Raw genomic sequence first — 23,407 nt, 5'->3', positions numbered from 1 at the left:
CACTCAATTCTTTATTTAAGATACAAAACCGGCCCCTCAGGGCCGGTCGTTACTCAGTTGTTGTACAGATCGATGATCGCACTGACCGCCTGGGTCTTGATCTTCGAGGAGTCGTTGCGCGCCTGCTCGATCTTGTTCAGGTAAGCCTCGTCGACGTCACCCGTCACGTACTTGCCATCGAAGACCGCACAATCGAACTGCTCGATCTTGATCTTGCCGCCACCCACCGCTTCGATCAAGTCAGGAAGATCCTGATAGATCAGCCAATCAGCGCCGATCAGATCAGCCACATCCTGGGTCGAACGATTGTGGGCAATCAGTTCGTGGGCGCTCGGCATGTCGATACCGTACACGTTCGGGTAACGCACGGCTGGTGCGGCGGAACAGAAGTACACGTTCTTCGCCCCGGCTTCGCGAGCCATCTGGATGATCTGCTTGCAGGTGGTGCCGCGCACGATGGAGTCATCCACCAGCATCACGTTCTTGCCGCGGAACTCCAGCTCGATGGCATTGAGCTTCTGGCGGACCGACTTCTTGCGCGCTGCCTGGCCCGGCATGATGAAGGTGCGGCCAATGTAGCGGTTCTTGACGAAACCTTCGCGGAACTTGACGCCCAGGCGGGTGGCCAACTCCAGCGCCGCAGTGCGGCTGGTGTCCGGGATCGGGATCACCACGTCAATGTCGTGCTCCGGACGCTCGCGCAGGATTTTCTCGGCGAGCTTCTCGCCCATGCGCAGACGCGCCTTGTACACCGAGACACCGTCGATGATCGAATCCGGACGCGCCAGGTAGACGTGCTCGAAGATGCACGGGGTGAGTTTCGGGTTGACCGCGCACTGACGGGTGTGCAGCTTGCCGTCTTCGGTGATGTACACCGCCTCGCCCGGGGCCAGATCGCGGACCAGGGTAAAGCCCAGCACATCCAGGGATACGCTTTCGGAGGCGATCATGTACTCGACGCCTTCGTCGGTGTGGCGCTGGCCGAACACGATCGGACGAATGCCATGCGGATCGCGGAAACCAACAATCCCGTAGCCGGTGATCATGGCCACGACCGCGTAGCCACCGACGCAGCGGTTGTGCACGTCAGTCACAGCGGCAAACACGTCTTCTTCGGTCGGCTGCAACTTGCCGCGCTGGGCCAGTTCGTGGGCAAACACGTTGAGCAGCACTTCCGAGTCGGAATTGGTGTTGACATGGCGCAGGTCAGATTCGTAAATCTCCTTGGCCAGTTGCTCAACATTGGTCAGGTTGCCGTTGTGCGCCAGGGTAATACCGTAAGGCGAGTTGACGTAAAACGGTTGAGCTTCGGCCGAAGTCGAGCTACCAGCCGTCGGGTAACGCACATGGCCAATGCCCATGTGCCCGACGAGGCGCTGCATGTGACGCTGATGGAACACGTCACGTACCAGGCCATTGTCCTTGCGCAGGAATAACCGGCCGTCGTGGCTGGTCACAATACCGGCAGCGTCCTGGCCGCGGTGCTGGAGGACGGTTAGCGCGTCATACAGCGCCTGATTGACGTTCGACTTACCGACGATACCGACGATGCCACACATGCGACGCAACCCCTACTTAATGAATCTTGACTGAACCCTGCTTACTGCGGCGCGTTGCCCGGCAAGAGGTGTTCCTTGAACGGAAGATCAGCGGGTACGCTGATTCCGCTGGCCAGCCACTGACTGCTCCACCCCAATATGAGGTTCTTGGACCAATCTGCAACCAATAGAAATTTTGGCACGAGACTCGACTCCTGCCACCATGCATCCTGCTGTACCGGGCCCAGGCTCAACAGCCCGACCGCAATGACCACCAGCAACGCGCCACGCGCGGCACCAAAGGCCATGCCGAGAAATCGATCGGTCCCGGAGAGGCCGGTGACACGTATCAATTCGCCGATAAGATAATTGACCATTGCTCCCACCAGCAGCGTGGCGATGAACATGATGGCGCAGCCCGCGATGACACGAGCCGAAGGTGTTTCGATGTAGCCGGCCAGGTAAACGGCCAGGGATCCGCCGAACATCCAGGCGACGACTCCTGCAACGATCCAGGTCAGCAGCGACAATGCTTCTTTGACGAAGCCGCGGCTTAGACTGATCAATGCGGAGATGGCGATGATGGCTACGATCGCCCAATCAACCCAGGTAAATGGCACAGTGCAGCCTACAGACGGATAAGGCGGCGCATTTTAGCAGAGCGCCGGGCTATCGGTAAGCGGTGATTGGCGGTCCATTGCAAATCAATAGGTTGTGGCAGGCTGCGGCCATCTCAAGACAGGCAAAAACCAATGTGGGAGCGGGTTTGCCCGCTCCCACACAAGCCTGCACACACATTTTGAGGTATTGCCAGAATCAGCCACGTTCTGGCTGGAAGCGCACCACAAAACCCTTCAGATTCTGCTGGCGCCCCAACAGGTCACGCAGGCGATCCGCCTCGGCGCGTTCGATCAGCGGCCCGACAAACACCCGGTTCTTGCCATCGGCAGTACGGATATAGGCGTTATAACCTTGGCTACGCAGGGTTTTCTGCAAAGCTTCGGCACTCTCGCGATTGGACAGGCTGGCAAGCTGCACCGACCAACTGATCGGCAGGCCATTGGGATCAATACGGCTTTGGCCGACATCTGGTTTGCCTGGCGCAGCAGGCTGCGGCGCGACAGGTTTTGGTGCCGGGGCAGGCGCCGCAGGCTTGGCAGCCACGACTGGCGCAGGCTTCACCACGGGAACGCTGGGCTGAATCGGCGCCGTGGGCGCCTGCTGCTGGGCAATCTCAGCGTCAGTCGGCACCGGTTCCTCCTCGGGCAACGCCTGCGGCTCAGGCACCACCACCGGCTCGACCTGAACCTGCGGTATCACCGGGGCCTGGGGTGCAGCCGGGGCCTCAACCGTGACCTGGCGCTGCTCGTCCTGGCGAGAAAACAGCATCGGCAGGAAAATCACCGCCAATGCCACCAGCACCAGGGCTCCGACCATTCGCTGCTTGTATGCGCTATCCAGTAATGCCATGTGCAGCTTCCTCCGTGGAGCGCCGGGCCAACCATTCAAGCGCCTCGGCAACACAATAAAATGATCCGAACAACAGAATCTCGTCCTCGGCCGTTGCCACCGCGCATTGAGCCTCCAACGCAGCGCTCACGCTTGCATGGGACGTCACCGTCGCCCCAAGGTTCTGCAACACCACCTGCACCTCATCAGCCGTGCGGGTGCGCGGCGTATCCAACGGGGCGACCGCCCAGGACTGCACATTACCCAACAGCGGTGCGACCACACCGTCCAGATCCTTGTCCGACAGCAGGCCGAACACCGCCAGGCGCCGACCCGCTGGCGCTTGACGCACCAAACGACGCGCCAGGTACTGCGCAGCATGCGGGTTATGCCCGACATCCAGCAACAGGTTCAAGCGCTTGCCCTGCCATTCGAACGAACGACGATCGAGGCGCCCAACCACTTGGGTACGCTGCAAGGTATCGGCAATCTGCCCGGCATTCCACGGCAGATCCAACAACAGGTATGCCTGCAGGGCGAGTGCAGCGTTTTCCATAGGCAGGTTCAGCAGCGGCAGGCCGTGCAGCTCGACACCCTGGCCCCGCGCGTCGACACCGCGCCACGACCATTGATCGTCAGCCACTTCCAGGGAGAAGTCCCGGCCCCGCAGGAAAAACGGGCAATCCAGTTCGCGCACCTTGTCCAGCAAGGTCTGTGGCGGATCCAGGTCACCGCACAACGCCGGCTTGCCCTGGCGGAAGATCCCGGCCTTTTCATAGGCCACGGATTCGCGGGTATCGCCCAGGTAATCAACGTGATCCACGCCAATACTGGTGACCAACGCAAGATCGGCATCCACCACATTGACCGTGTCCAGGCGCCCGCCCAGGCCGACTTCCAGCACCACCGCATCCAGCTGTTCACGCTCGAACAGCCAGAACGCGGCCAGGGTGCCCATCTCGAAATAGGTCAGGGACGTTTCACCACGCCCGGCATCCAGCGCCGCAAAGGCTTCACACAACTGCTCATCGGTGGCTTCGACACCGTTGAGTTGCACGCGCTCGTTGTAACGCAGCAAGTGTGGCGAGCTGTAGACGCCAACCTTCAAGCCCTGGGCCTGCAGCAACGCGGCGACAAAGGCGCAGGTAGAACCCTTGCCGTTGGTGCCGGTGACCGTGATCACCCGCGGCGCAGGTCGACCCAACCCAAGGCGGGCCGCTACCTGTTGCGAGCGCTCCAGGCCCATGTCGATGGCTGACGGATGCAACTGCTCAAGGTAGGCGAGCCATTCGCCCAGGGTTCGTTGGGTCATAGGTTTGCAGGCACCGGTGGCACCACGATTGGCTCGACAGGTGCGGCAACGTACTCAGGCGTCGGCAGGTCCATCATCTGTGCCAGCAGGTTGCCCAGGCGCGGACGCAGCTCGGAACGGGCGATGATCATGTCGATGGCGCCGTGCTCCAGCAGGAACTCGCTGCGCTGGAAGCCTTCCGGCAGTTTTTCACGCACGGTCTGCTCGATCACGCGCGGGCCGGCAAAACCGATCAGCGCCTTGGGCTCGGCAACAATCACGTCGCCCAGCATCGCCAGGCTGGCGGAAACGCCGCCGTAGACCGGATCGGTCAGCACGGAGATGAACGGGATACCTTCCTCACGCAGACGCGCCAATACCGCAGAGGTCTTGGCCATTTGCATCAGCGAGATCAGCGCTTCCTGCATCCGCGCACCACCGGAGGCGGCGAAGCAGATCATCGGGCAACGGTTTTCCAGGGCGTAGTTGGCGGCACGTACAAAACGCTCACCGACAATGGCACCCATGGAGCCACCCATGAAGGAAAACTCAAACGCGGACACCACCACCGGCATGCCCAACAGCTTGCCGCTGATGGAGATCAGCGCGTCTTTTTCACCGGTCTGCTTTTGCGCAGCAGTCAGGCGGTCCTTGTACTTCTTGCCGTCGCGGAACTTGAGACGGTCCACCGGTTCCAGGTCAGCACCCAGTTCGGCACGGCCATCGGCGTCGAGGAAAATGTCGATACGGGCGCGGGCGCCGATACGCATGTGATGGTTGCACTTGGGGCAAACGTCCAGGGTCTTTTCCAGCTCCGGGCGGTACAACACCGCGTCGCAGGATGGGCACTTGTGCCACAGACCTTCAGGGACCGAGCTTTTTTTCACCTCGGAACGCATGATCGAGGGGATCAGTTTGTCTACTAACCAGTTGCTCATGCTTTCTTTCTCCAGTACCGGTGGCTTGAACACAGCCCCGCGTATGCCCTTGAGCTAAATTCATTGATGTGGCGATGACACCTGCAGGACGGGGTCAGACGTTCGACCAGCCATTTCCTGCACCTGCCCTCAGCCTTCCAGACAACCCGCCAGTGCGTGGCTGCCACTTCATTGGCGCCGCCCGAGGGCAACGCCGGCCTGTTTTACACAGTGGTAGTTACTGACGGCGGCAGACTGCCAGCCGTCACATCGCGCCACTGCTGCTGCGCACCGCTTGCATGAATGCGCGAATCTTGCCTGAATCCTTGATGCCCTTGCCCTGCTCCACCCCGCCGCTGACGTCCACTGCATAGGGACGCACCTGGGCAATGGCCTGGGCCACATTGTCGGCAGACAAGCCACCCGCCAGGATGATCGGCTTGCTCAAGCCCTGGGGAATCAGCGACCAGTCAAAGGCCTCGCCCGTCCCGCCAGGAATGCCCTCGACATAAGCATCGAGCAAAATCCCGCTGGCCCCGGCGTAGGCGGCGCAACTGGCGGCGATATCGTCACCCGCCTTGACCCGCAACGCCTTGATATACGGACGATGGTAGCCAGCGCACTCCTCCGGCGATTCGTCGCCATGGAACTGCAGCAGGTCCAGCGGCACGGCATCCAGGGTTTCGTTGAGCTCACAGGCGCTGGCGTTGACGAACAGCCCCACGGTGGTCACGAATGGCGGCAAACCGGCAATGATCGCCCGGGCCTGCTGCACCGTCACCGCCCGCGGGCTTTTGGCATAAAATACAAAACCGATGGCGTCAGCCCCCGCCTCGACTGCCGCCAGCGCGTCTTCCATGCGGGTAATCCCGCAAATCTTGCTGCGAACGCCTGACATATCGTCGAAACCTCAGGGGGCTGTCCAGGAAAGTCCCGGATGGTAACAAATGCTTTTCCGGGCGTCAGCCGCCAAGTTCAGTGAAACCTGTGAGGAAGTGTGGCCCGATGAAACGCTGCGGCAGCTCGAACTCATCGCGGTACTCCACATCCACCAGGTACAGGCCGAACGGGTGTGCCGTCACCCCGCCAGTACGCCGGACTCGGCTCTCCAGCACCTCCCTGGCCCACTCCACCGGGCGCTCGCCAGTGCCAATGGTCATCAACACCCCGGCGATATTGCGCACCATATGGTGCAGGAACGCACCGGCGCGGATATCCAGGACAATCATCTTGCCGTGACGTGTCACGCGCAGGTGATGGACTTCCTTGATCGGCGACTTGGCCTGGCACTGGCCGGCCCGGAATGCACTGAAATCGTGGATCCCCACCAGATGCTGGGCCGCTTCGGCCATGCGTTCGGCGTCCAACGGGCGATGGTTCCAGGTGATTTCTTCGTTCAAGTGCGCCGGACGGATCTGATCGTTGTAGATCACATAGCGGTAACGCCGGGCGATGGCCTTGAACCGTGCATGGAAGTGCGCCGGCATGACCTTGGCCCAACTGACGCTGACATCGTGGGGCAGATTGATATTGGCGCCCATGACCCATGCCTTCAGCGAACGCTCGGCCTGGGTGTCAAAATGCACCACTTGCCCACAGGCATGCACGCCCGCGTCGGTGCGCCCGGCACACATCAATGAAACCGGGGAGTCGGCGACCTTCGACAGGGCCTTCTCCAGGGTTTCCTGCACGGTCGGCACGCCAGAGGCCTGGCGCTGCCAGCCGCGATAGCGCGAGCCTTTGTATTCCACGCCCAGGGCGATTCTGAAAAAGCCGGCGGCCGCCATTTCGGCGGCCGCGTTATCTATATTTGCCAAGAGCTGAGAGCCTGATGAGTTGCGCAAAGGCAGCCATTATATATGGCTTGAAGCTTTTTGTAGGCGCGAGCTTGCTCGCGAAAAACTCAAGAGCGCCGCGATCATCCAGGATGGGCGCGTTATCGTTGACGACCTTCGCGAGCAAGCTCGCTCCTACAGGGGTTGCGCGATGGCTTTAGGCTAGGTTGCTGAGCATTTCCTTGGCTTCACCCCGTTGCTTTTCATCACCTTCGGTGAGGACTTCGGAAAGGATGTCGCGCGCGCCATCCGCATCGCCCATGTCGATATAGGCCTGGGCCAGGTCGAGCTTGGTGGCGACTTCATCGGTGCCCGACAGGAAGTCGAACTCCGGCTCATCGTCGCCCTTGGCGGCATCTTCTGCGGTGAAGCTCGGCTCGATCGACGGGCTTTCCAGGCTCTGCGACAGACGTTCCAGCTCGGCGTTGACATCGTCGAGCTCCGAGGCGAAGGCGTCCGGCTTGTCCGCTGGCGCGGGCTCGTCAGCCAGGGACAGGTCGAAGTCTTCCGGCAAGTCAAAATCGTCCAGCGCGGCCGGCGTCAAGATAGGTGGCTCGACCGGCGGCAGGTCCTTCATCTGCTCTTCCAGGCCAGAGAGGAAATCGTCGTCGGACTGCGAGGCAGGCGCATCCAACTGCAAGTCGAGGTCAAAATCCGCTAGATCGTCCTCGCTGGCCTTGGTTTCGGTCTGTTGCTGCAACACCGACTCGAAGCTCAGGTCATCGACCTCGGGCGCGACCACTGCCGGTGACGCGGCTTCCAGATCATCCAGACTCAGGTCGAAGTCGGTGTCGAACGTATCGGTTTGAGGCGCGGCGGCAGGCGCCGGCTCTTCCTGGAGCAGATCCTTGACGTACTGTGCGTCCAGCGCAGCAGCGGCGACCGCCGCACTGACGCCCGCAGCCAGCACGGCCATGGCCGGGTAGCGATTTTTCAACAACTCGACCTGGGCATGGTTCTCGCCATTGGCAACCAGTTGGCGCTCCTGGCTCACGAAACCATCCTTGTCGCCCTGCTGGCCGTAGACTTCCAGCAGTTTGAGGCGCAGATCGCTGCGCTTGGGCTCCAGCTTGATCGCTTCCTCCAGCACCGCAGCCGCCTGGTTCAAGTGGCCACGATCCAGATGGGATTGGGCCTGGGCCAGGGCGTCGGCGGAGCCGGGCTCAATGATCGGCTTGCTTGGAGGTGCCATGCTGGTCGCAGGTGCAACCACAGGGGCCACGGCAACTGGAGCTGGAGCTGGAGCTGGAGCTGGAGCCAGCGTGACGTTTGCCGCCGGGACTTCAAGGCCTTCGAAACTGTCCGACGGCATGTCCTGCTCAAGGTTCGAGGAGAACTCTGGCTCCTCGGCCAGCGCCCGCGCCATGCGCAGGTGTTTCTCTTCTTCCAGGCGCGCATTGCGATGACGCGCCCACAGCAGCAGGAGCAGCAGCACCAACAGGCCGGCGGCGCCACCGATCACCCCAAGGACGATAGGGTTGGTCAGCAGCTCATTGAATTTACCTTCGGTGCTGGCAGCTTCTGCCGGCTCTGCCGGTTTTTCCACTGGTGCAACCACAGGCGCTTCAGCTGCGGGCGCTGCAGGTGTAGCCGGTACCGCAGCCAGCTCGGCTGGCATGACCGCAGGCTGCGCCGGGGTGCCGCCTTCGGCTTGCAACTTGGCCAGTTGATTGTTCTTGAGTTCGATCAGCCGCTGCAGCTTGTCCAACTGACTTTGCAGGTCAGTCATGCGGCTTTTCAGCTCTTCGTTTTCGCGGCGGGTCGAGTCCAGGCTTTCCTGGGTCACCGCCAGCTTGTTGCTCAAAGCCTTGCTATCGCCTGCGGCGCCTTTGACACCGGCCTTGGCGGCCTCGGCCGAGACCAGGCTCAGGTTGTCCTTGGCGGCCGTCTGCGACGGCGCTGCGCCGGCCTGGGTGCGTTTGGTGGCGTCCAGTTGCTGGCGCCCCGCCGCCTGATTGGTGGCACCGCGACGGCCCTGACGCCAGGCCGCATTCTGCGCAGTCACTTCGGCAATCGCCTGGGGTTGCGGCAGGCTGGTGCTCTGGACCGGATCTGGCAGGCGCAGCACCTGGCCAGTTTTCATGCGGTTGATATTACCGTCGACAAAGGCCCCCGGGTTCAACGCCTGGATCGCCAGCATGGTCTGCTGGATCGAGCCGCCATTGCGGTTTTTCGCAGCGATTTCCCATAGCGTGTCGCGAGAAGTCGTGGTGTGTTCAGCAGCCTTGCTGACGCTGGTGGCAGCAGGCGTGGCAAGACGCGGTGCCGGGGCACTGGCCTGCGGGGCCTTTTGCTCGAACTTGGCCGGGTCCAGCAATACGCTGTAGTCACGCATCAATCGGCCATTGGGCCATTGCACCTGCAACAGGAAGCGCACGTAGGAATCGGGCAACGGCTTGCTGGAAGTCACGCGAACCACACTGCGACCACTGCTGTTGAGCACTGGGGTAAAGGTCAGCTCATCAAGGAACGCCTGACGATCGACACCCGCATCCACAAAGGCCTGGGAAGACGCGAGGCTAGGCACGATATCGGAGGCTGTCAGCCCACCCACGTCGAGCAACTCGATCTCCACCGACAGCGGCTGGTTCAACTTCGACTTGAGGGTCATCTCCCCAAGTTGCAGGGCTTGCGCCATACCGGAGGACAGCGCCGAGGCGGCCGCTATTGCTAACACCAGTTTGCGAACTTGAACCATAGCCTCTTCCTTTGTTTGAACACTCCTCGGCCTGCGAGAAGGTTGGGTACCGCTGCCATTCGGCATCGCGAGCCGATAGGTCACCGACGCGCAACTTTTCCTGCATGGGGCCAAGCATAGCGCTTAGCTAGAATCAATCTACAAATTGCCGCCAAGTATCTTTTACACAAGGTGTTTTATCAACAACTGTGCCAGCTGCACCGCGTTAAGTGCAGCGCCTTTACGTACGTTATCTGACGTCAGCCACAAGTTTAGTTCCGCCGGGTCGTCAATACCGGCACGCACCCGGCCCACATAGACCACGTCCTGACCGACCGCATCCCCAACAGCTGTAGGGTAATCGCCCTCTTCCACCAGTTCGATGCCCGGTGCTGCCTCCAACACGCGATTGACTGCGCCAAGGTCCACAGCAGACGCCAGTTGCAGGGACACGCTCAGGCTATCGCCAAAAAACACTGGAGCTTGAACACATGTCGCGGAAATTTTCAGTAACGGTAATTCAAGCAGTGTGCGCAACTCGTGGACCAGGCGCTTCTCCAGGTTGGTATGGCCCTGGGCATCGGGCGTGCCGACCTGGGCCAGCAGGTTGAACGCCATCTGCCGATCAAAGAACTTGGGCTCCAGGGGCCGCACATTCAGCAGCTCGGCGGTTTGCCGGGCCAACTCGCTGACGGCCTCACGGCCTTGGGCAGATACCGCCAGATTGGCGGTGACGCTGACACGCTGGATATCCAGCAGGCCGCGCAGCGGCGCAAGGACCACCGCCAGGTGAGTCGCGCAAGGACTTGGGCTGGCGAGCTGGAAGGGCTTTTTCAAGCCGTCCAGTACCTGGGCATTGGCTTCCGGCACCACCTGGGGTGCCTGTTCGGCCGATAGCGCGCCGGACAGGTCGATCAACGAGCAGCCGGCCGCAGTGGCGCGCGGGGCAAAACTCAAGGTGACCGCCGGGCCTGCGGCGAAAAACGCCAGTTGTACCTTGCTGAAATCAAACTCATCGACTTCCCGCACCCGCACATTCTTGCCGCGAAACGGCACCGAGGCACCGGCCGACTCGCTGCTGGCCAGCAGGTGCAGGGTGCCGACCGGGAAATCCAGCTCTTCGAGGATCTGCACCAGGGTTTCGCCAACCGTGCCGGTGGCGCCGATCACGGCGATATCAAAGGTCTGGGTCATGGGGGCTGCCTCGGGCATTGCGGGGGGAGCGGCACTTTACCGGGTGGTTGGGGGTGAGGCAATTAACCCAGGTTTTGTGGTGTGGCTGAAGGCCCTTTCGCGAGCAAGCCCGCTCCCACATTTTGATGTGTGAATGCAATCAAATGTGAAGCGGGCTTGCTCGCGAAAGAGCCCTAAAGAGCAATAAAAAAACCCGCGCCTGTCACCAGAACGCGGGTTTGTTCAACACCAAAAAGCGATCAACGCTCCAGCAGGATCCGCAACATCCGACGCAGCGGTTCGGCCGCGCCCCACAGCAGTTGGTCACCCACGGTGAAGGCGCCCAGGTACTGGGTGCCCATGTTCAGCTTGCGCAGACGCCCCACCGGTACATTCAGGGTGCCGGTGACCTTGGTCGGGCTCAGCTCCTGCATGCTGATATCGCGGTTGTTCGGCACCAGCTTGACCCAAGGGTTGTGCTGGCTGATCAGCCCTTCGATATCGGCGATCGGCACGTCTTTGTTGAGCTTGATGGTCAGCGCCTGGCTGTGGCAGCGCATTGCGCCGATGCGCACGCAGATGCCATCCACCGGGATCGGGCTCTTGAAGCGGCCAAGAATCTTGTTGGTCTCGGCCTGGGCCTTCCACTCTTCACGGCTCTGGCCGTTCGGCAGTTCCTTGTCGATCCACGGGATCAGGCTACCGGCCAATGGCACGCCGAAGTTCTCGGTCGGGTAGGCGTCGCTGCGCATGGCCTCGGCCACACGGCGGTCGATGTCGAGGATCGCGCTGGCCGGGTCGGCCAGTTGATCGGCGACAGCGGCGTGGGTTGCGCCCATCTGCTTGATCAACTCACGCATGTTCTGCGCGCCGGCACCGGAGGCCGCCTGATAGGTCATGGCGCTCATCCACTCCACCAGCCCGGCTTCGAACAGGCCGCCCAGGCCCATCAGCATCAGGCTGACGGTGCAGTTGCCACCGATGTAGTTCTTGGTACCGGCATCCAGTTGCTGGTCGATGACCTTGCGGTTGACCGGGTCGAGGACGATCACTGCGTCGTCCTGCATGCGCAGGCTGGACGCAGCGTCGATCCAGTAGCCCTGCCAGCCGGCTTCACGCAGCTTGGGGAAGACTTCGCTGGTGTAGTCGCCGCCCTGGCAGGTCAGAATGACGTCGAGGGTCTTGAGCTCTTCAATGTTGTAGGCGTCCTTGAGCGGGGCGATATCCTTGCCCACGGACGGCCCTTGGCCACCGACATTCGAAGTGGTGAAAAACACCGGCTCAATAAGATCGAAATCCTGCTCTTCCAGCATCCGCTGCATGAGCACGGAACCGACCATCCCGCGCCAACCGATCAGACCTACACGTTTCATCGCAACTACACCTTGTTAAAAAGTGGGCCGCCTTGCAGCAACAACTGCAAGCGGGCCCGAGAGATTACAGATTCCGCAGCGCGGCGACTACTGCGTCGCCCATTTCCTGCGTCCCGACCTTGGTGCAACCTTGCGACCAGATGTCGCCGGTACGCAGGCCCTGGTCCAGCACCAGGCTCACCGCCTTCTCGATCGCGTCCGCCGCCTCGCTCAGGTTGAAGCTGTAACGCAGCATCATCGAGACCGACAGGATGGTCGCCAGCGGGTTGGCAATGCCCTGCCCCGCGATGTCCGGCGCCGAACCGTGGCACGGCTCGTACATGCCCTTGTTGTGGGTGTCCAGGGACGCCGACGGCAGCATGCCGATGGAACCGGTGAGCATCGAGGCCTGGTCGGACAGGATGTCGCCGAACAGGTTGTCGGTGACGATCACATCGAACTGTTTGGGTGCACGCACCAGCTGCATGGCGGCGTTGTCGACGTACATGTGGCTCAGTTCGACGTCCGGGTAATCCTTGGCCACTTCTTCGACGATCTCGCGCCACAGTTGGCTGGAGGCCAGCACGTTGGCCTTATCCACCGAGCAGACCTTTTTGCCGCGCACGCGGGCCATGTCGAAACCGACACGGGCGATACGGCGGATTTCGCTCTCGCTGTACGGCAGGGTGTCGTAGGCCTGGCGCTCGCCATTTTCCAACTCACGCACGCCACGTGGCGAGCCAAAGTAGATACCGCCGGTCAGCTCGCGCACGATCAGGATATCCAGGCCCGCCACCACTTCTGGCTTGAGGCTCGACGCATCGGCCAGTTGCGGGTAGAGGATCGCCGGACGCAGGTTGCCGAACAGGCCCAGTTGCGCGCGGATTTTCAGCAGGCCGCGTTCAGGGCGGATATCACGCTCGATCTTGTCCCATTTCGGCCCACCCACGGCGCCGAGCAGCACGGCATCGGCGGCACGGGCGCGGTCCAGGGTTTCGTCGGCCAGCGGTACGCCATGCTTGTCGATGGCGGCACCGCCGATCACGTCGTGGCTCAATTCAAAGCCCAGGCTGTACTTGGTGTTGGCCAATTCCAGGACCTTGACCGCTTCGGCCATGATTTCCGGACCAATACCGTCGCCAGGGAGAATCAGAATCTGCTTGCTCATGGGTTCCTCATTTCATCAAGCGGCCCGCCCACAGGCAGGTCGGGAAAATTATTAGCGTTCGGCCCAGACCACCAGCACGTCGGTGCTGAAGGTGCCGTCGGCTTGAATCTCGAAATAATCGCGGACTTCCTGGCCCATCGCCTTTTGCAGCTCAAGGATTGCTGCGCGCAATACCTCTGGCGTGCGCATGCGCTCGACCCACGAGGTGTATTCCAGGCGCAGGCGTTGGCGGCTGCTGTTGCGCACATGCAGGCCGGCTTCGCTGAGCTGGCGCATCCACTCACCGCAGGAATAATCGCGCACGTGGCTAGTGTCGCGCAGTACTTCGACGGTTTGCAGGTAAGTGTCCAACAGCGGGCTGCCCGGTGACAAGACATCGACGAACGCCGCCACGCCGCCCGGCTTGAGCACCCGGCGCACTTCGCGCAGGGCCACGCCCAGGTCGCTCCAGTGGTGGGCCGAGTAGCGGCTGAACACGAAGTCGAACTCACCATCGGCGAACGGCAAGCGCTCGGCGGCGCCGTGGACGGTGCGGATGTTGTCCAGGCCACGGTCTGTGGCAGCGGCGGCAACCACATCGAGCATCTGCTGCGACAGGTCGTAGGCCACCACGTCCTTGACCAGCGGCGCTACGTGGAAACTCACGTGACCGGCGCCACAGCCCAGGTCCAGCAGGCGTGCCGCGCCCTGCCCGGCCAGTTCGGCCTGCAGCAGTGCGAATTCGGTGCCTTGGGCGTGCACGGCACTGCTCAGGTAGGCCGAGGCCTGTTCACCGAATTGTTTTTGCACGACTTGGGTGTGGGCGGTGGTGGTCATGGCGGTGGTTTTCCTTGGGTTTTGTGGTGTTAGTACTGGCGCTATCGCAGGCAAGCCAGCTCCCACACTTGACCGTGTTCACAGATCAAAATGTGGGAGCGGGCTTGCCCGCGATGGGGCCCGCACGGCTTACCGCAAATCAGGCATCACGAAACAACCAAGGCTGGCTGGCCCGGTGCTTGGTTTCAAACGCCGCGATGGCATCGCCGTCCTGCAAGGTCAGGCCGATATCGTCCAAGCCGTTGATCAAGCAGTGTTTACGGAAAGCATCCACTTCAAAGTGATACACCTTGCCATCCGGGCGGGTCACGGTCTGTGCCGCGAGGTCGACGGTCAACTGGTAGCCGACATCGGCCTCCACCTGCTGAAACAACTCATCGACTTCTTCGTCGGTCAGGATGATCGGCAACAAGCCGTTCTTGAAGCTGTTGTTGAAGAAGATGTCGGCGTAGCTCGGCGCGATGATGCTGCGAAAGCCATATTCTTCCAGGGCCCACGGCGCATGTTCACGGCTGGAACCGCAACCGAAGTTTTCCCGGGCCAGCAAGACACTGGCGCCCTGGTAACGCTCGGCATTGAGCACGAAGTCTTTGTTCAGCGGGCGCTTGGAGTTGTCCTGATAGGCGTAGCCCACGTCCAGGTAGCGCCATTCGTCGAACAGGTTCGGGCCAAAACCGGTGCGCTTGATCGACTTCAAGAACTGCTTGGGGATGATCTGGTCGGTGTCCACGTTGGCACGATCCAACGGTGCGACAAGACCTGTGTGTTGGGTAAAAGCTCTCATCGGGTATTCCTCAGATCAATTCGCGAACGTCGATGAAACGACCGTTGACGGCAGCCGCAGCGGCCATGGCCGGGCTGACCAGGTGGGTACGGCCACCGGCGCCCTGACGCCCTTCGAAGTTACGGTTGGAGGTGGACGCGCAATGCTCACCGGACTCCAGGCGGTCCGGGTTCATCGCCAGGCACATGGAGCAGCCCGGCTCGCGCCATTCAAAACCGGCTTCGAGGAAGATCTTGTCCAGGCCCTCGGCTTCAGCCTGAGCCTTCACCAGGCCCGAACCTGGCACCACGATGGCTTGCTTGATAGTCGCGGCCACTTTGCGGCCCTTGGCGATGACTGCCGCAGCGCGCAGGTCTTCGATCCGTGAGTTGGTGCAGGAGCCGATAAACACGCGGTCCAACTGGATGTCGGTGATCGCCTGGTTGGCTTTCAAGCCCATGTACTTCAACGCGCGTTCGATGGAACCGCGCTTGACCAGGTCGGTTTCCTTGGCCGGGTCCGGCACGTTTTGATCAACGGCCAGGACCATTTCCGGCGAGGTGCCCCAGCTGACTTGCGGCTTGATCTGGGCGGCGTCGAGCTCGACCACGGTGTCGAACACCGCATCCGTGTCGGAGACCAGGTCTTTCCAGGCCTCCACGGCGGCATCCCAATCGGCGCCTTGCGGTGCAAACGGACGCCCCTTGACGTACTCCACGGTTTTTTCATCCGCCGCCACCATGCCCACACGGGCACCGGCTTCGATGGACATGTTGCAGATGGTCATGCGGCCTTCGATGGACAGGTCGCGAATGGCGCTGCCGGCGAATTCGATGGCATGGCCGTTGCCGCCAGCGGTGCCGATTTTGCCGATTACTGCGAGGACGATGTCCTTGGCGGTCACACCGAACGGCAAGGTGCCTTCGACCAGCACCAGCATGTTCTTCATTTTCTTGGCAACCAGGCACTGGGTGGCGAACACATGCTCCACCTCGGAAGTGCCAATACCGTGAGCCAGGGCGCCGAACGCGCCGTGGGTCGAGGTATGGGAGTCGCCGCAGACCACGGTCATGCCCGGCAAGGTCGCGCCCTGCTCCGGACCGATCACGTGGACGATGCCCTGGCGCACGTCATTCATCTTGAATTCGGTAATGCCGTACTCGTCGCAATAGTCGTCGAGGGTCTGCACCTGAAGGCGCGACACGGTGTCGACGATCGCATCAATACCGCCCTTGCGCTCCGGCGTGGTCGGCACGTTGTGGTCCGGGGTGGCGATGATCGAGTCGACGCGCCAAGGCTTGCGCCCGGCCAGTCGCAGGCCTTCGAACGCTTGAGGCGAGGTCACTTCATGGATGATGTGACGGTCGATGTAGATCAGCGACGACCCATCATCGCGCCGTTTCACTTCATGGGAATCCCAGAGTTTGTCGTAAAGCGTTTTGCCGGCCATCAGTCGGTCCTCATCAGCGTCTTTCTATGCCCTGGGCGTTGAACGATTCAATAACCCTTTGGCTTGTGAGGCTGATGCTATGGCGTTACATTAAATAACTCAAATTCATATTTTTCATGCTTTGGATAACCTACTGGAATACCACCATGGACCTGGCCAACCTCAATGCTTTTATTGCCATCGCCGAGACCGGCAGCTTCTCCGGTGCAGGCGAACGGCTACACCTGACGCAACCGGCAATCAGCAAGCGTATTGCGGGGCTGGAGCAGCAATTGAAGGTGCGCCTATTCGACCGGCTGGGCCGTGAAGTCGGCCTGACCGAGGCCGGGCGCGCCCTGTTGCCCCGCGCCTATCAGATCCTCAATGTGCTGGACGACACCCGCCGCGCCCTGACCAACCTGACCGGCGAAGTCAGCGGGCGGCTCACTCTAGCCACCAGCCATCACATCGGCCTGCACCGCCTGCCGCCGGTATTGCGCACGTTTACCCGGGAATACCCAAACGTAGCCCTGGATATTCAGTTCCTGGATTCGGAAGTCGCCTACGAGGAAATCCTCCATGGCCGTGCCGAAGTGGCCGTCATCACCCTGGCGCCGGAGCCGCACACCCTGGTGCGGGCCACGCCGGTGTGGGATGACCCTCTGGATTTCGTAGTGGCACCCGAACATAGCCTGGCCAATAACGGCACAGTCAGCCTGGCCGACATCGCCCTGCATCCGGCGGTATTCCCTGGCGGCAATACTTTTACCCACCATATCGTGCACCGCCTGTTCGAAGCCCAGGGCCTGACGCCGAACATCGCCATGAGCACCAACTACCTGGAAACCATCAAGATGATGGTGTCCATCGGCCTGGCCTGGAGCGTGCTGCCGCGCACTATGCTTGATGATCAAGTGGCCAGCATCGCTTTACCGGGCATACAGCTCAGTCGCCAGCTAGGCTATATCGTGCACACCGAAAGGACACTGTCGAACGCTGCGCGGGCTTTCATGAGCCTGTTGGATGCACAGGTCGATCTGACAGGGATGCCGGCATGAGGCCGTGCGGCCTGTAGATCCTGCTCCCCCGCCGAATGCCCATCGAGCCAAGGCCCCTTGATAATGCCCAACCCCGTCGATCCCTTTCCACCGCTGCCACGCATCCACGCCCTGGATCCCCAGCAGGCGGAGCAAAACTGGGAAAATGCCCCGCAACTGTTGGCGGCGCTCAATGCCGCACGGCTGGGCGCCTGGAGCTGGGACATCGACAGTGGGCGGATCAGTTGGTCGCGGGGCACCCAGGCGCTGTTCGGTTTCGATCCACGCCAGCCGCTGCCCAAGGACCTGGACTACCTTGAGCTGTTGGCCGCCGAGGACCGTGGCCGTGTGATACGGGCATTTCACGCCGTCCTGGCGGGAGCCCCCTTCGAGCAAGCCATGCATCACCGCATCCAGTGGCCGGATGGCAGCCTGCACTGGCTGGAAATCAACGGCAGCCTGTTGCCGGACGCATCCGGGCGCCGCCGCATGATCGGGGTGATTCGCGAAACCACCCAGCAGCGCGAGCGCGAACATGCCCTCGGCCACTCGGAAAAACGCTTCGCCACACTGTTTCACCTGTGCCCGAACATGGTCCTGCTGACTCGCCAGGAGGACGGCCTGATCAGTGAGGCCAACGAGTATTTTGAAAGCCTGTTCGGCTGGCCGGTGGCCGATGCCATTGGTCGCACCACCCTGGACCTGGGGCTGTGGGTGCATCCGGAGCAACGGGCCTTGCTGGTCAAGGCGACCCAGCGCAAGGGCGAACCCATCACCATGGAAGTGCAGTTTCGCGCCAGCAACGGGCAAATCCATGACGGTACCCTGAGCGCGCAAAAAGTCGAACTCGACGGCCAGGCCTACCTGATCAGTACCTTCCTCGACACCACTGAGCGCAAGAATGCCGAGCAGGCCCTCAAGGACAGCCAGGAACGCCTGGACCTGGCCCTGGACTCGGCCCAGTTGGGCACCTGGGACTGGCATATCCCCAGCGGCATGCTCTATGGCTCAGCCCGGGCGGCGCAGTTGCATGGCCTGGAACCGCATCCGTTCCATGAGTCCTTCGACGCTTTTTTTGAAGGTATGCCCGATGAAGAGCGCGCCAGCATGCGCGACGCCTATCGCACCCTGCGTGAAGGCCCGGCCGGCAATTACCAACTGACGTACCGCGTGCAACTGGAAGATGGCAGCTCGCGCTACCTGGAAAGCCGCGCCCGCCTCTACCGTGACGAGCAGGGCGCACCGGTGCGCATGGCGGGCACCTTGCTCGACATCACCGACCAGGTGGAACGCGAACAGCGCCTGAGCGCCTCTGAAGAGAAGTTCGCCAGTCTGTTCCTCGCCAGCCCCGACCCGATCTGCGTCACGAGCCTTTCCAGCGGCGAATTCATTGAAATCAACCCCAGTTTTACCCAGACCTTTGGCTGGACCGCCGCCGAAGCCATCAACCACACCGCCGAGCAAATCGACCTGTGGGATGAACCCACCCAGCGCCTGCAACGCATCGAGCAGGTGATCCGCGAACAAGCGCTGAACAACGTGGCGATCATCGTCCACCACAAAAATGGCCAGCGCCTGACCTGCATGATTTCCAGCCGGCTGATCAAGGTCGACAACCAGCCCTGTGTGGTCACCACCCTGCGCGATATTACCCAGCAACAGCGTTCCGAGGCAGCGCTCAAGGCCAGCGAGGAGAAATTCGCCAAGGCCTTCCACTCAAGCCCCGACGCGGTGTCCATTACCGAGCGCGATACCGGGCGTTACGTGGAGGTCAATGACGGCTTTTGTCGCTTGACCGGCTACCGCGCCGAAGAGGCCATTGGCCTGACGTTGTACCAGATCGGCATCTGGGCCGATGAAAACCAGCGTGCCGCGCTGCTGGCCGAATTGCAGATCAAGGGCCGCATCCATCACCTGGACATGCTCTGGCACAACAAACGCGGCGAGTTGCTGGCAGTGGAAGTGTCGGTGGAACCCATTACCCTCAATGAAATGCCGTGCCTGCTGCTGACCGCGCGGGATGTCAGCCTGCTGAAAAGTGCCCAGGCGCAGATCCGTCACCTGGCGTATCACGATCCACTGACCAACCTGCCCAACCGCGCATTGCTGATGGACCGCCTGAGCCAGCAGATCGCCCTGCTCAAACGCCACAGCCTGCGCGGTGCCCTGTTGTTCCTCGACCTGGACCACTTCAAGCACATCAACGATTCCCTCGGGCACCCGGTGGGCGATACCGTGCTGAAAATCGTCACCGCACGCCTGGAGGCCAGCGTGCGTATGGAGGACACCGTCGCACGCCTGGGCGGCGATGAGTTCGTGGTGCTGCTCAGCGGCCTGGAAGGTTCGCGGGTGGAGGTCAGCAAACAGGTGCAACTGCTGTCCGATACCCTGCGCGAATTGCTGTCCGAACCGATGTTTCTCGATGGCCATCGCTTGCAGGTCACTCCGAGCATCGGCGTGGCGTTGATTCCCGATCATGGCTCGACGCCGGCGGACTTGCTCAAGCGCGCGGATATAGCCCTGTATCGGGCCAAGGATTCGGGGCGCAACACCACGCAGATGTTTCATAACAGCATGCAACGCACTGCCAGCGAACGCTTGCGCATGGAGACGGACCTGCGCCTGGCGTTGTCGCGGGGCGAGTTCAGCGTGCATTACCAGCCCCAGGTCGATGCCCGGGGCAATCGCATTGTCGGCGCCGAGGCACTGGTGCGTTGGCAGCACCCACAACTGGGCGCCCAATCACCGGCAGAGTTCATCAAGGTCCTGGAAGACAGTGGGTTGATTCTCGAAGTCGGTACCTGGATCCTCGACGAAGCCTGCGGCGCGTTTGCCCGGCTGATCGCCGAAGGCCTGGTGCCGCCGCAGGGCTTTAGCCTATGCGTCAATATCAGCCCCCGGCAGTTTCGCCAGAACGACTTTGTCGAACGGGTCGAGCGCAGCCTGAAGCAGCACCAGTTGCCGTTCACCCTGCTGAAACTGGAAATCACCGAAGGCATCGTGATCCAGAACCTGGAAGACACGATCAGCAAAATGCGCCGCCTGAAAAAACTCGGGGTCAGCTTTGCCATGGACGATTTCGGCACCGGTTACTCGTCATTGACTTACCTCAAGCGCCTGCCGGTAGATGCCTTGAAGATCGATCAGTCATTTGTGCGGGACGCCACCCACGACCCGAACGACGCGGAGATCATCCGCGCTATCGTGGCCATGGCGCGCAGCCTCAACCTTGAGGTCATTGCCGAAGGCGTGGAAACATCCGAGCAATTGGCGTTCCTGCAAGGGTTGGGTTGCCATCTGTATCAAGGTTACTTTCACAGCCGACCATTGCCCCTGGAGGCGTTTATGCAGCTATTGAGATCAAGGACGCAAACGTGAAGATCGCCGGATAATCCTCGGCCCTGGCACCCAGCATCACACCAATTTCAACGCTCGCTGGAAGTAACCCTGCCAGTCCAGCGGGGCCAGGCTGCACTTTTGCCCATACACGTCCAACATCCCGTCAATGACCACCACTGAGTGCCGGGAGTTGGCCAGAGTACCAATGGCTCCCCCTAGCAACTCCTTAATCGTACTTTCGCGGACATAGGCAGACAGTCCAAGTCTGCGCAGCGCCGACCCCGGATATTCACCGTCGTTCAGCGTTTCCATGGCGACCTCATAACTCTGGTTCCCACGTCCATCGTTGTTCTCTAGCTGTGCCCGCTTGGCACTCACGGCGTACAAGAAGTTGGCATCCTCCAGCAGCGCCTGATCAGAGCCCTTGAAGTTGGAAGCCAGCCGGGCTTTTTTCAACTCGTCGTGAGTCACATTCAATTTGAAAGAATCTCTCATAACGACTTCATAACCGTCAGCGGTGGCGGAAATTTTCTTATAGATACTTTCCGGACTTTGCCCAAATCTCACCATCGCCGCCTTGATCGCCGATACGGTGACACAGTTGCCTTCTACGCCCTGGTAAAAGCCGCCCCATATATCCGCAGGCCTGACACCCAGCGGCACACTTGATAAATGCAGAATATTTTTATCGAGCGCCCCAGGCACTGCATCAGATATTTTCTTATCATTGAACAACATATAACCGTAACGTTTATCAACGCTCTTTTTTTCACCATAACTGTGCTGGGCATTATCCATAACAAAAGCCGAGCCAAAATTATGCGTCTCCACGACCCCCAGCGCACCACTAGCGGCCATATCAGTTGCAGGCACAAATTGGGCAAGGCCCATCACCCCCATGCCCCGCAGGCAATTTTGCGTCGTCTCACCTTCAAGCGTCTTCAACAAGACTTTTTCGAAACTGCCCTGTTCCCCTAAAATTTGTTTGCGCTTGGTAAAAACTGCGAGCACAAAGTTGGCATCCATTATGGCCGAACTGTCATTACCGGAAAATCGCGAAGCCTTTGCAACCTGCTTTAACTCCTCATGAGACACATGAACCTTGAATTCATCCTTCATCGTAATGTCATACCCATCCCCCGATGCTTTGACCTCATCGAACATACCGTGTGGACTTTGACCAAATGTCATCATCATCAACTTGATAACCGCGGCATGCGTACTATTGTCAAAACACTCACCAAATCCACGCCTGGTCGCTGTAAATGCATTCAGGATATCCGTGGGTTTCTCGCCACGTGTCGTTACGAGGGCGTCTGGAGAAAAACTATTGGTTGGTTCATGACTCGACCTGTAACCTTCAAAAAGTGACCGATAACGCATATCCACATTCATGACAACACCTCGACTATTAAAATATTAAAAAACACGCCAACAAAGGCATCATTTAAAAAATGACGACCCACCGACATTAAAAACCGACAAACACAGCGAGCAAAAAACCTGCGCAGGATAACAACACACACTTTTATAGTTATACCTTACAAACTTATACCAACCATCAAAGATACAAATAAACCTCAATCAACCAATCAACGCCACTGCATCCCCATACCTTGGCGCTTTTCCTTTACTCCCCCACAACTCCTCTTTCCCATCAATTATCGCAACGGAATGACGAGCCCGATTAACCATACCTACTTGCCCATTTGCCAACGTACTGACAGGGACCTTTTTCATGTGCTTTTTCAACCCCAGACGTAGAAATCCCTCTCCGGCCCCCCACTCATCCTCACCATTATTGAGAGTCTGTATTGCCGCACTAAAACTTCTAGCCGCCTTGCCATCGTTATTTTCAATCTGTGCGCGTTTGCAACTGACGGCAAATAGGAATTGAGCATCCTTGAGCATCCCTCTATCTCTTCCAACAAACCGCGCGCCTGCTGACGCCTGCGCCAACTCCGGCTTGGTCAACGTCAAGTTAAAGCCATCTCGCATCGTGACGTCATACCCGCGCGCAGTCTCACTGACACTTTTATAAATATCGGTAGGGCTTTGCCCAAATTTATGCATTGCGGCCTTGATCGCCGAGACGGTCACACAATTCCCATCAGGCCCCTGTCGAAAGCCACCCCAGATATCGTCAGCCTTTGCACCATTGCGCTTGTTCGACAACTCAGAAATATGCGCTGGACTCGTCTCTGGCTTGGGTACCACCGGCGTAGGATTGACCTTAGGACTAACAGAATCAGGTACAACATCCACAGTGACTGGCTTGTTCTCTTTCCACCCAGCTAATAGGGTCGAAATCTGACTTAAAAAAGATTTGAGCATTGCAACAATGTTATTAACATCCGCATCCTGATTCTTTATCGAGTTATTCACCTCAGCCAAGTTATTATTTACAGAGGGATTACAGGGCAATCCATTTACACCTGCCGCGCGTATCAAGGGGAGCTCAGCTATTTGGCCAAAAACCATCCCATACCCTGCTGAACAATCACACATGACGTTAGAAGCTCTATTAACGCTTAAAACAGACATAATTTTCTCCCACACAAATGGCCTCTCCGACCGGCAACTGGCCGGAGAAGCAAATGATTGAATTTAATCTCTTAAGTTG

General features: G+C 60.0%; 18 protein-coding genes and 1 pseudogene. 2 read left to right on the top strand and 17 right to left on the bottom strand.

Translation table 11 applies throughout. The features are described from left to right. Window positions 1-53: 53 nt before the first annotated feature. The 15 genes and pseudogenes from purF to leuC all read right to left on the bottom strand — a co-directional run bounded on the left by purF (window position 54) and on the right by leuC (window position 16,429). Window positions 54-1,559 (bottom strand): amidophosphoribosyltransferase, encoded by a 1,506-nt coding sequence (purF, locus tag H097_RS10100; protein ID WP_032859480.1) that lies wholly within the window; start codon window positions 1,557-1,559, stop codon window positions 54-56. A gap of 41 nt (window positions 1,560-1,600) precedes the next feature. After that, window positions 1,601-2,158 carry a CvpA family protein gene (locus tag H097_RS10095; protein ID WP_032859479.1) on the bottom strand — a complete coding sequence of 186 codons (558 nt, stop codon included), beginning with the start codon at window positions 2,156-2,158 and terminating at the stop codon, window positions 1,601-1,603. A 196-nt stretch (window positions 2,159-2,354) separates the two neighbouring features. Beyond that, window positions 2,355-3,008 carry an SPOR domain-containing protein gene (locus tag H097_RS10090; protein ID WP_032859478.1) on the bottom strand — a complete coding sequence of 218 codons (654 nt, stop codon included), beginning with the start codon at window positions 3,006-3,008 and terminating at the stop codon, window positions 2,355-2,357. Beyond that, complete coding sequence (gene folC / locus H097_RS10085; protein ID WP_032859476.1) at window positions 2,992-4,299, bottom strand: bifunctional tetrahydrofolate synthase/dihydrofolate synthase; 1,308 nt, start codon at window positions 4,297-4,299, stop codon at window positions 2,992-2,994. The genes H097_RS10090 and folC overlap by 17 nt, the downstream gene beginning before the upstream one ends. Continuing rightward, the gene (gene accD, locus H097_RS10080) at window positions 4,296-5,216 is read right to left on the bottom strand and encodes an acetyl-CoA carboxylase, carboxyltransferase subunit beta (RefSeq protein ID WP_032859684.1); all 921 of its coding nucleotides are present in this window, start codon (window positions 5,214-5,216) and stop codon (window positions 4,296-4,298) included. The genes folC and accD overlap by 4 nt, the downstream gene beginning before the upstream one ends. 244 nt (window positions 5,217-5,460) lie before the next feature. After that, window positions 5,461-6,093, bottom strand: coding sequence for a phosphoribosylanthranilate isomerase (locus H097_RS10075; RefSeq protein WP_032859474.1), 633 nt, complete (start codon window positions 6,091-6,093; stop codon window positions 5,461-5,463). A gap of 64 nt (window positions 6,094-6,157) precedes the next feature. Next, window positions 6,158-6,982, bottom strand: a complete 825-nt coding sequence (gene truA, locus H097_RS10070; protein WP_032859472.1) for a tRNA pseudouridine(38-40) synthase TruA — start codon at window positions 6,980-6,982, stop codon at window positions 6,158-6,160. A gap of 88 nt (window positions 6,983-7,070) precedes the next feature. Further along, window positions 7,071-7,157, bottom strand: a pseudogene (locus H097_RS28685) (outer membrane lipoprotein carrier protein LolA); the annotation flags it as partial. Window positions 7,158-7,187: 30 nt separating this feature from the next. After that, window positions 7,188-9,728 (bottom strand): FimV/HubP family polar landmark protein, encoded by a 2,541-nt coding sequence (locus H097_RS10065; RefSeq protein WP_032859470.1) that lies wholly within the window; start codon window positions 9,726-9,728, stop codon window positions 7,188-7,190. A 162-nt stretch (window positions 9,729-9,890) separates the two neighbouring features. Continuing rightward, the gene (locus tag H097_RS10060; protein WP_032859467.1) at window positions 9,891-10,901 is read right to left on the bottom strand and encodes an aspartate-semialdehyde dehydrogenase; all 1,011 of its coding nucleotides are present in this window, start codon (window positions 10,899-10,901) and stop codon (window positions 9,891-9,893) included. A gap of 239 nt (window positions 10,902-11,140) precedes the next feature. Beyond that, window positions 11,141-12,253, bottom strand: coding sequence for an aspartate-semialdehyde dehydrogenase (gene asd, locus H097_RS10055; protein ID WP_032859466.1), 1,113 nt, complete (start codon window positions 12,251-12,253; stop codon window positions 11,141-11,143). A 64-nt stretch (window positions 12,254-12,317) separates the two neighbouring features. Then, complete coding sequence (leuB, locus tag H097_RS10050) at window positions 12,318-13,400, bottom strand: 3-isopropylmalate dehydrogenase (RefSeq protein ID WP_032859464.1); 1,083 nt, start codon at window positions 13,398-13,400, stop codon at window positions 12,318-12,320. A 51-nt stretch (window positions 13,401-13,451) separates the two neighbouring features. Further along, complete coding sequence (locus H097_RS10045) at window positions 13,452-14,216, bottom strand: class I SAM-dependent methyltransferase (protein ID WP_032859462.1); 765 nt, start codon at window positions 14,214-14,216, stop codon at window positions 13,452-13,454. Window positions 14,217-14,355: 139 nt separating this feature from the next. After that, window positions 14,356-15,000, bottom strand: a complete 645-nt coding sequence (gene leuD / locus H097_RS10040; protein ID WP_032859461.1) for a 3-isopropylmalate dehydratase small subunit — start codon at window positions 14,998-15,000, stop codon at window positions 14,356-14,358. Window positions 15,001-15,010: 10 nt separating this feature from the next. Beyond that, window positions 15,011-16,429 carry a 3-isopropylmalate dehydratase large subunit gene (gene leuC / locus H097_RS10035; protein ID WP_032859460.1) on the bottom strand — a complete coding sequence of 473 codons (1,419 nt, stop codon included), beginning with the start codon at window positions 16,427-16,429 and terminating at the stop codon, window positions 15,011-15,013. Window positions 16,430-16,575: 146 nt separating this feature from the next. On the opposite strand from leuC, the gene H097_RS10030 reads away from it, so the two are divergent. Further along, window positions 16,576-17,466: a LysR family transcriptional regulator gene (locus H097_RS10030; RefSeq protein ID WP_032859458.1), complete on the top strand. Its 891-nt coding sequence runs from the start codon at window positions 16,576-16,578 to the stop codon at window positions 17,464-17,466. Window positions 17,467-17,529: 63 nt separating this feature from the next. Continuing rightward, window positions 17,530-20,823 (top strand): EAL domain-containing protein, encoded by a 3,294-nt coding sequence (locus H097_RS10025; RefSeq protein ID WP_032859456.1) that lies wholly within the window; start codon window positions 17,530-17,532, stop codon window positions 20,821-20,823. Window positions 20,824-20,859: 36 nt separating this feature from the next. On the opposite strand, the gene H097_RS10020 is transcribed toward H097_RS10025, so the two are convergent. After that, window positions 20,860-22,179, bottom strand: a complete 1,320-nt coding sequence (locus H097_RS10020; protein WP_032859454.1) for a hypothetical protein — start codon at window positions 22,177-22,179, stop codon at window positions 20,860-20,862. A gap of 189 nt (window positions 22,180-22,368) precedes the next feature. After that, the gene (locus tag H097_RS10015) at window positions 22,369-23,328 is read right to left on the bottom strand and encodes a hypothetical protein (RefSeq protein ID WP_239695220.1); all 960 of its coding nucleotides are present in this window, start codon (window positions 23,326-23,328) and stop codon (window positions 22,369-22,371) included. Between the last annotated feature and the right edge of the window lie 79 nt (window positions 23,329-23,407).

Origin of the sequence: Pseudomonas sp. FH4 (assembly GCF_000510915.2) — a bacterium.
Taxonomy (GTDB): Bacteria; Pseudomonadota; Gammaproteobacteria; order Pseudomonadales; family Pseudomonadaceae; genus Aquipseudomonas; species Aquipseudomonas brenneri.
The sequence above is the reverse complement of the archived record's forward strand: the minus strand, read 5'-3'. Positions and strand labels throughout refer to the sequence as shown.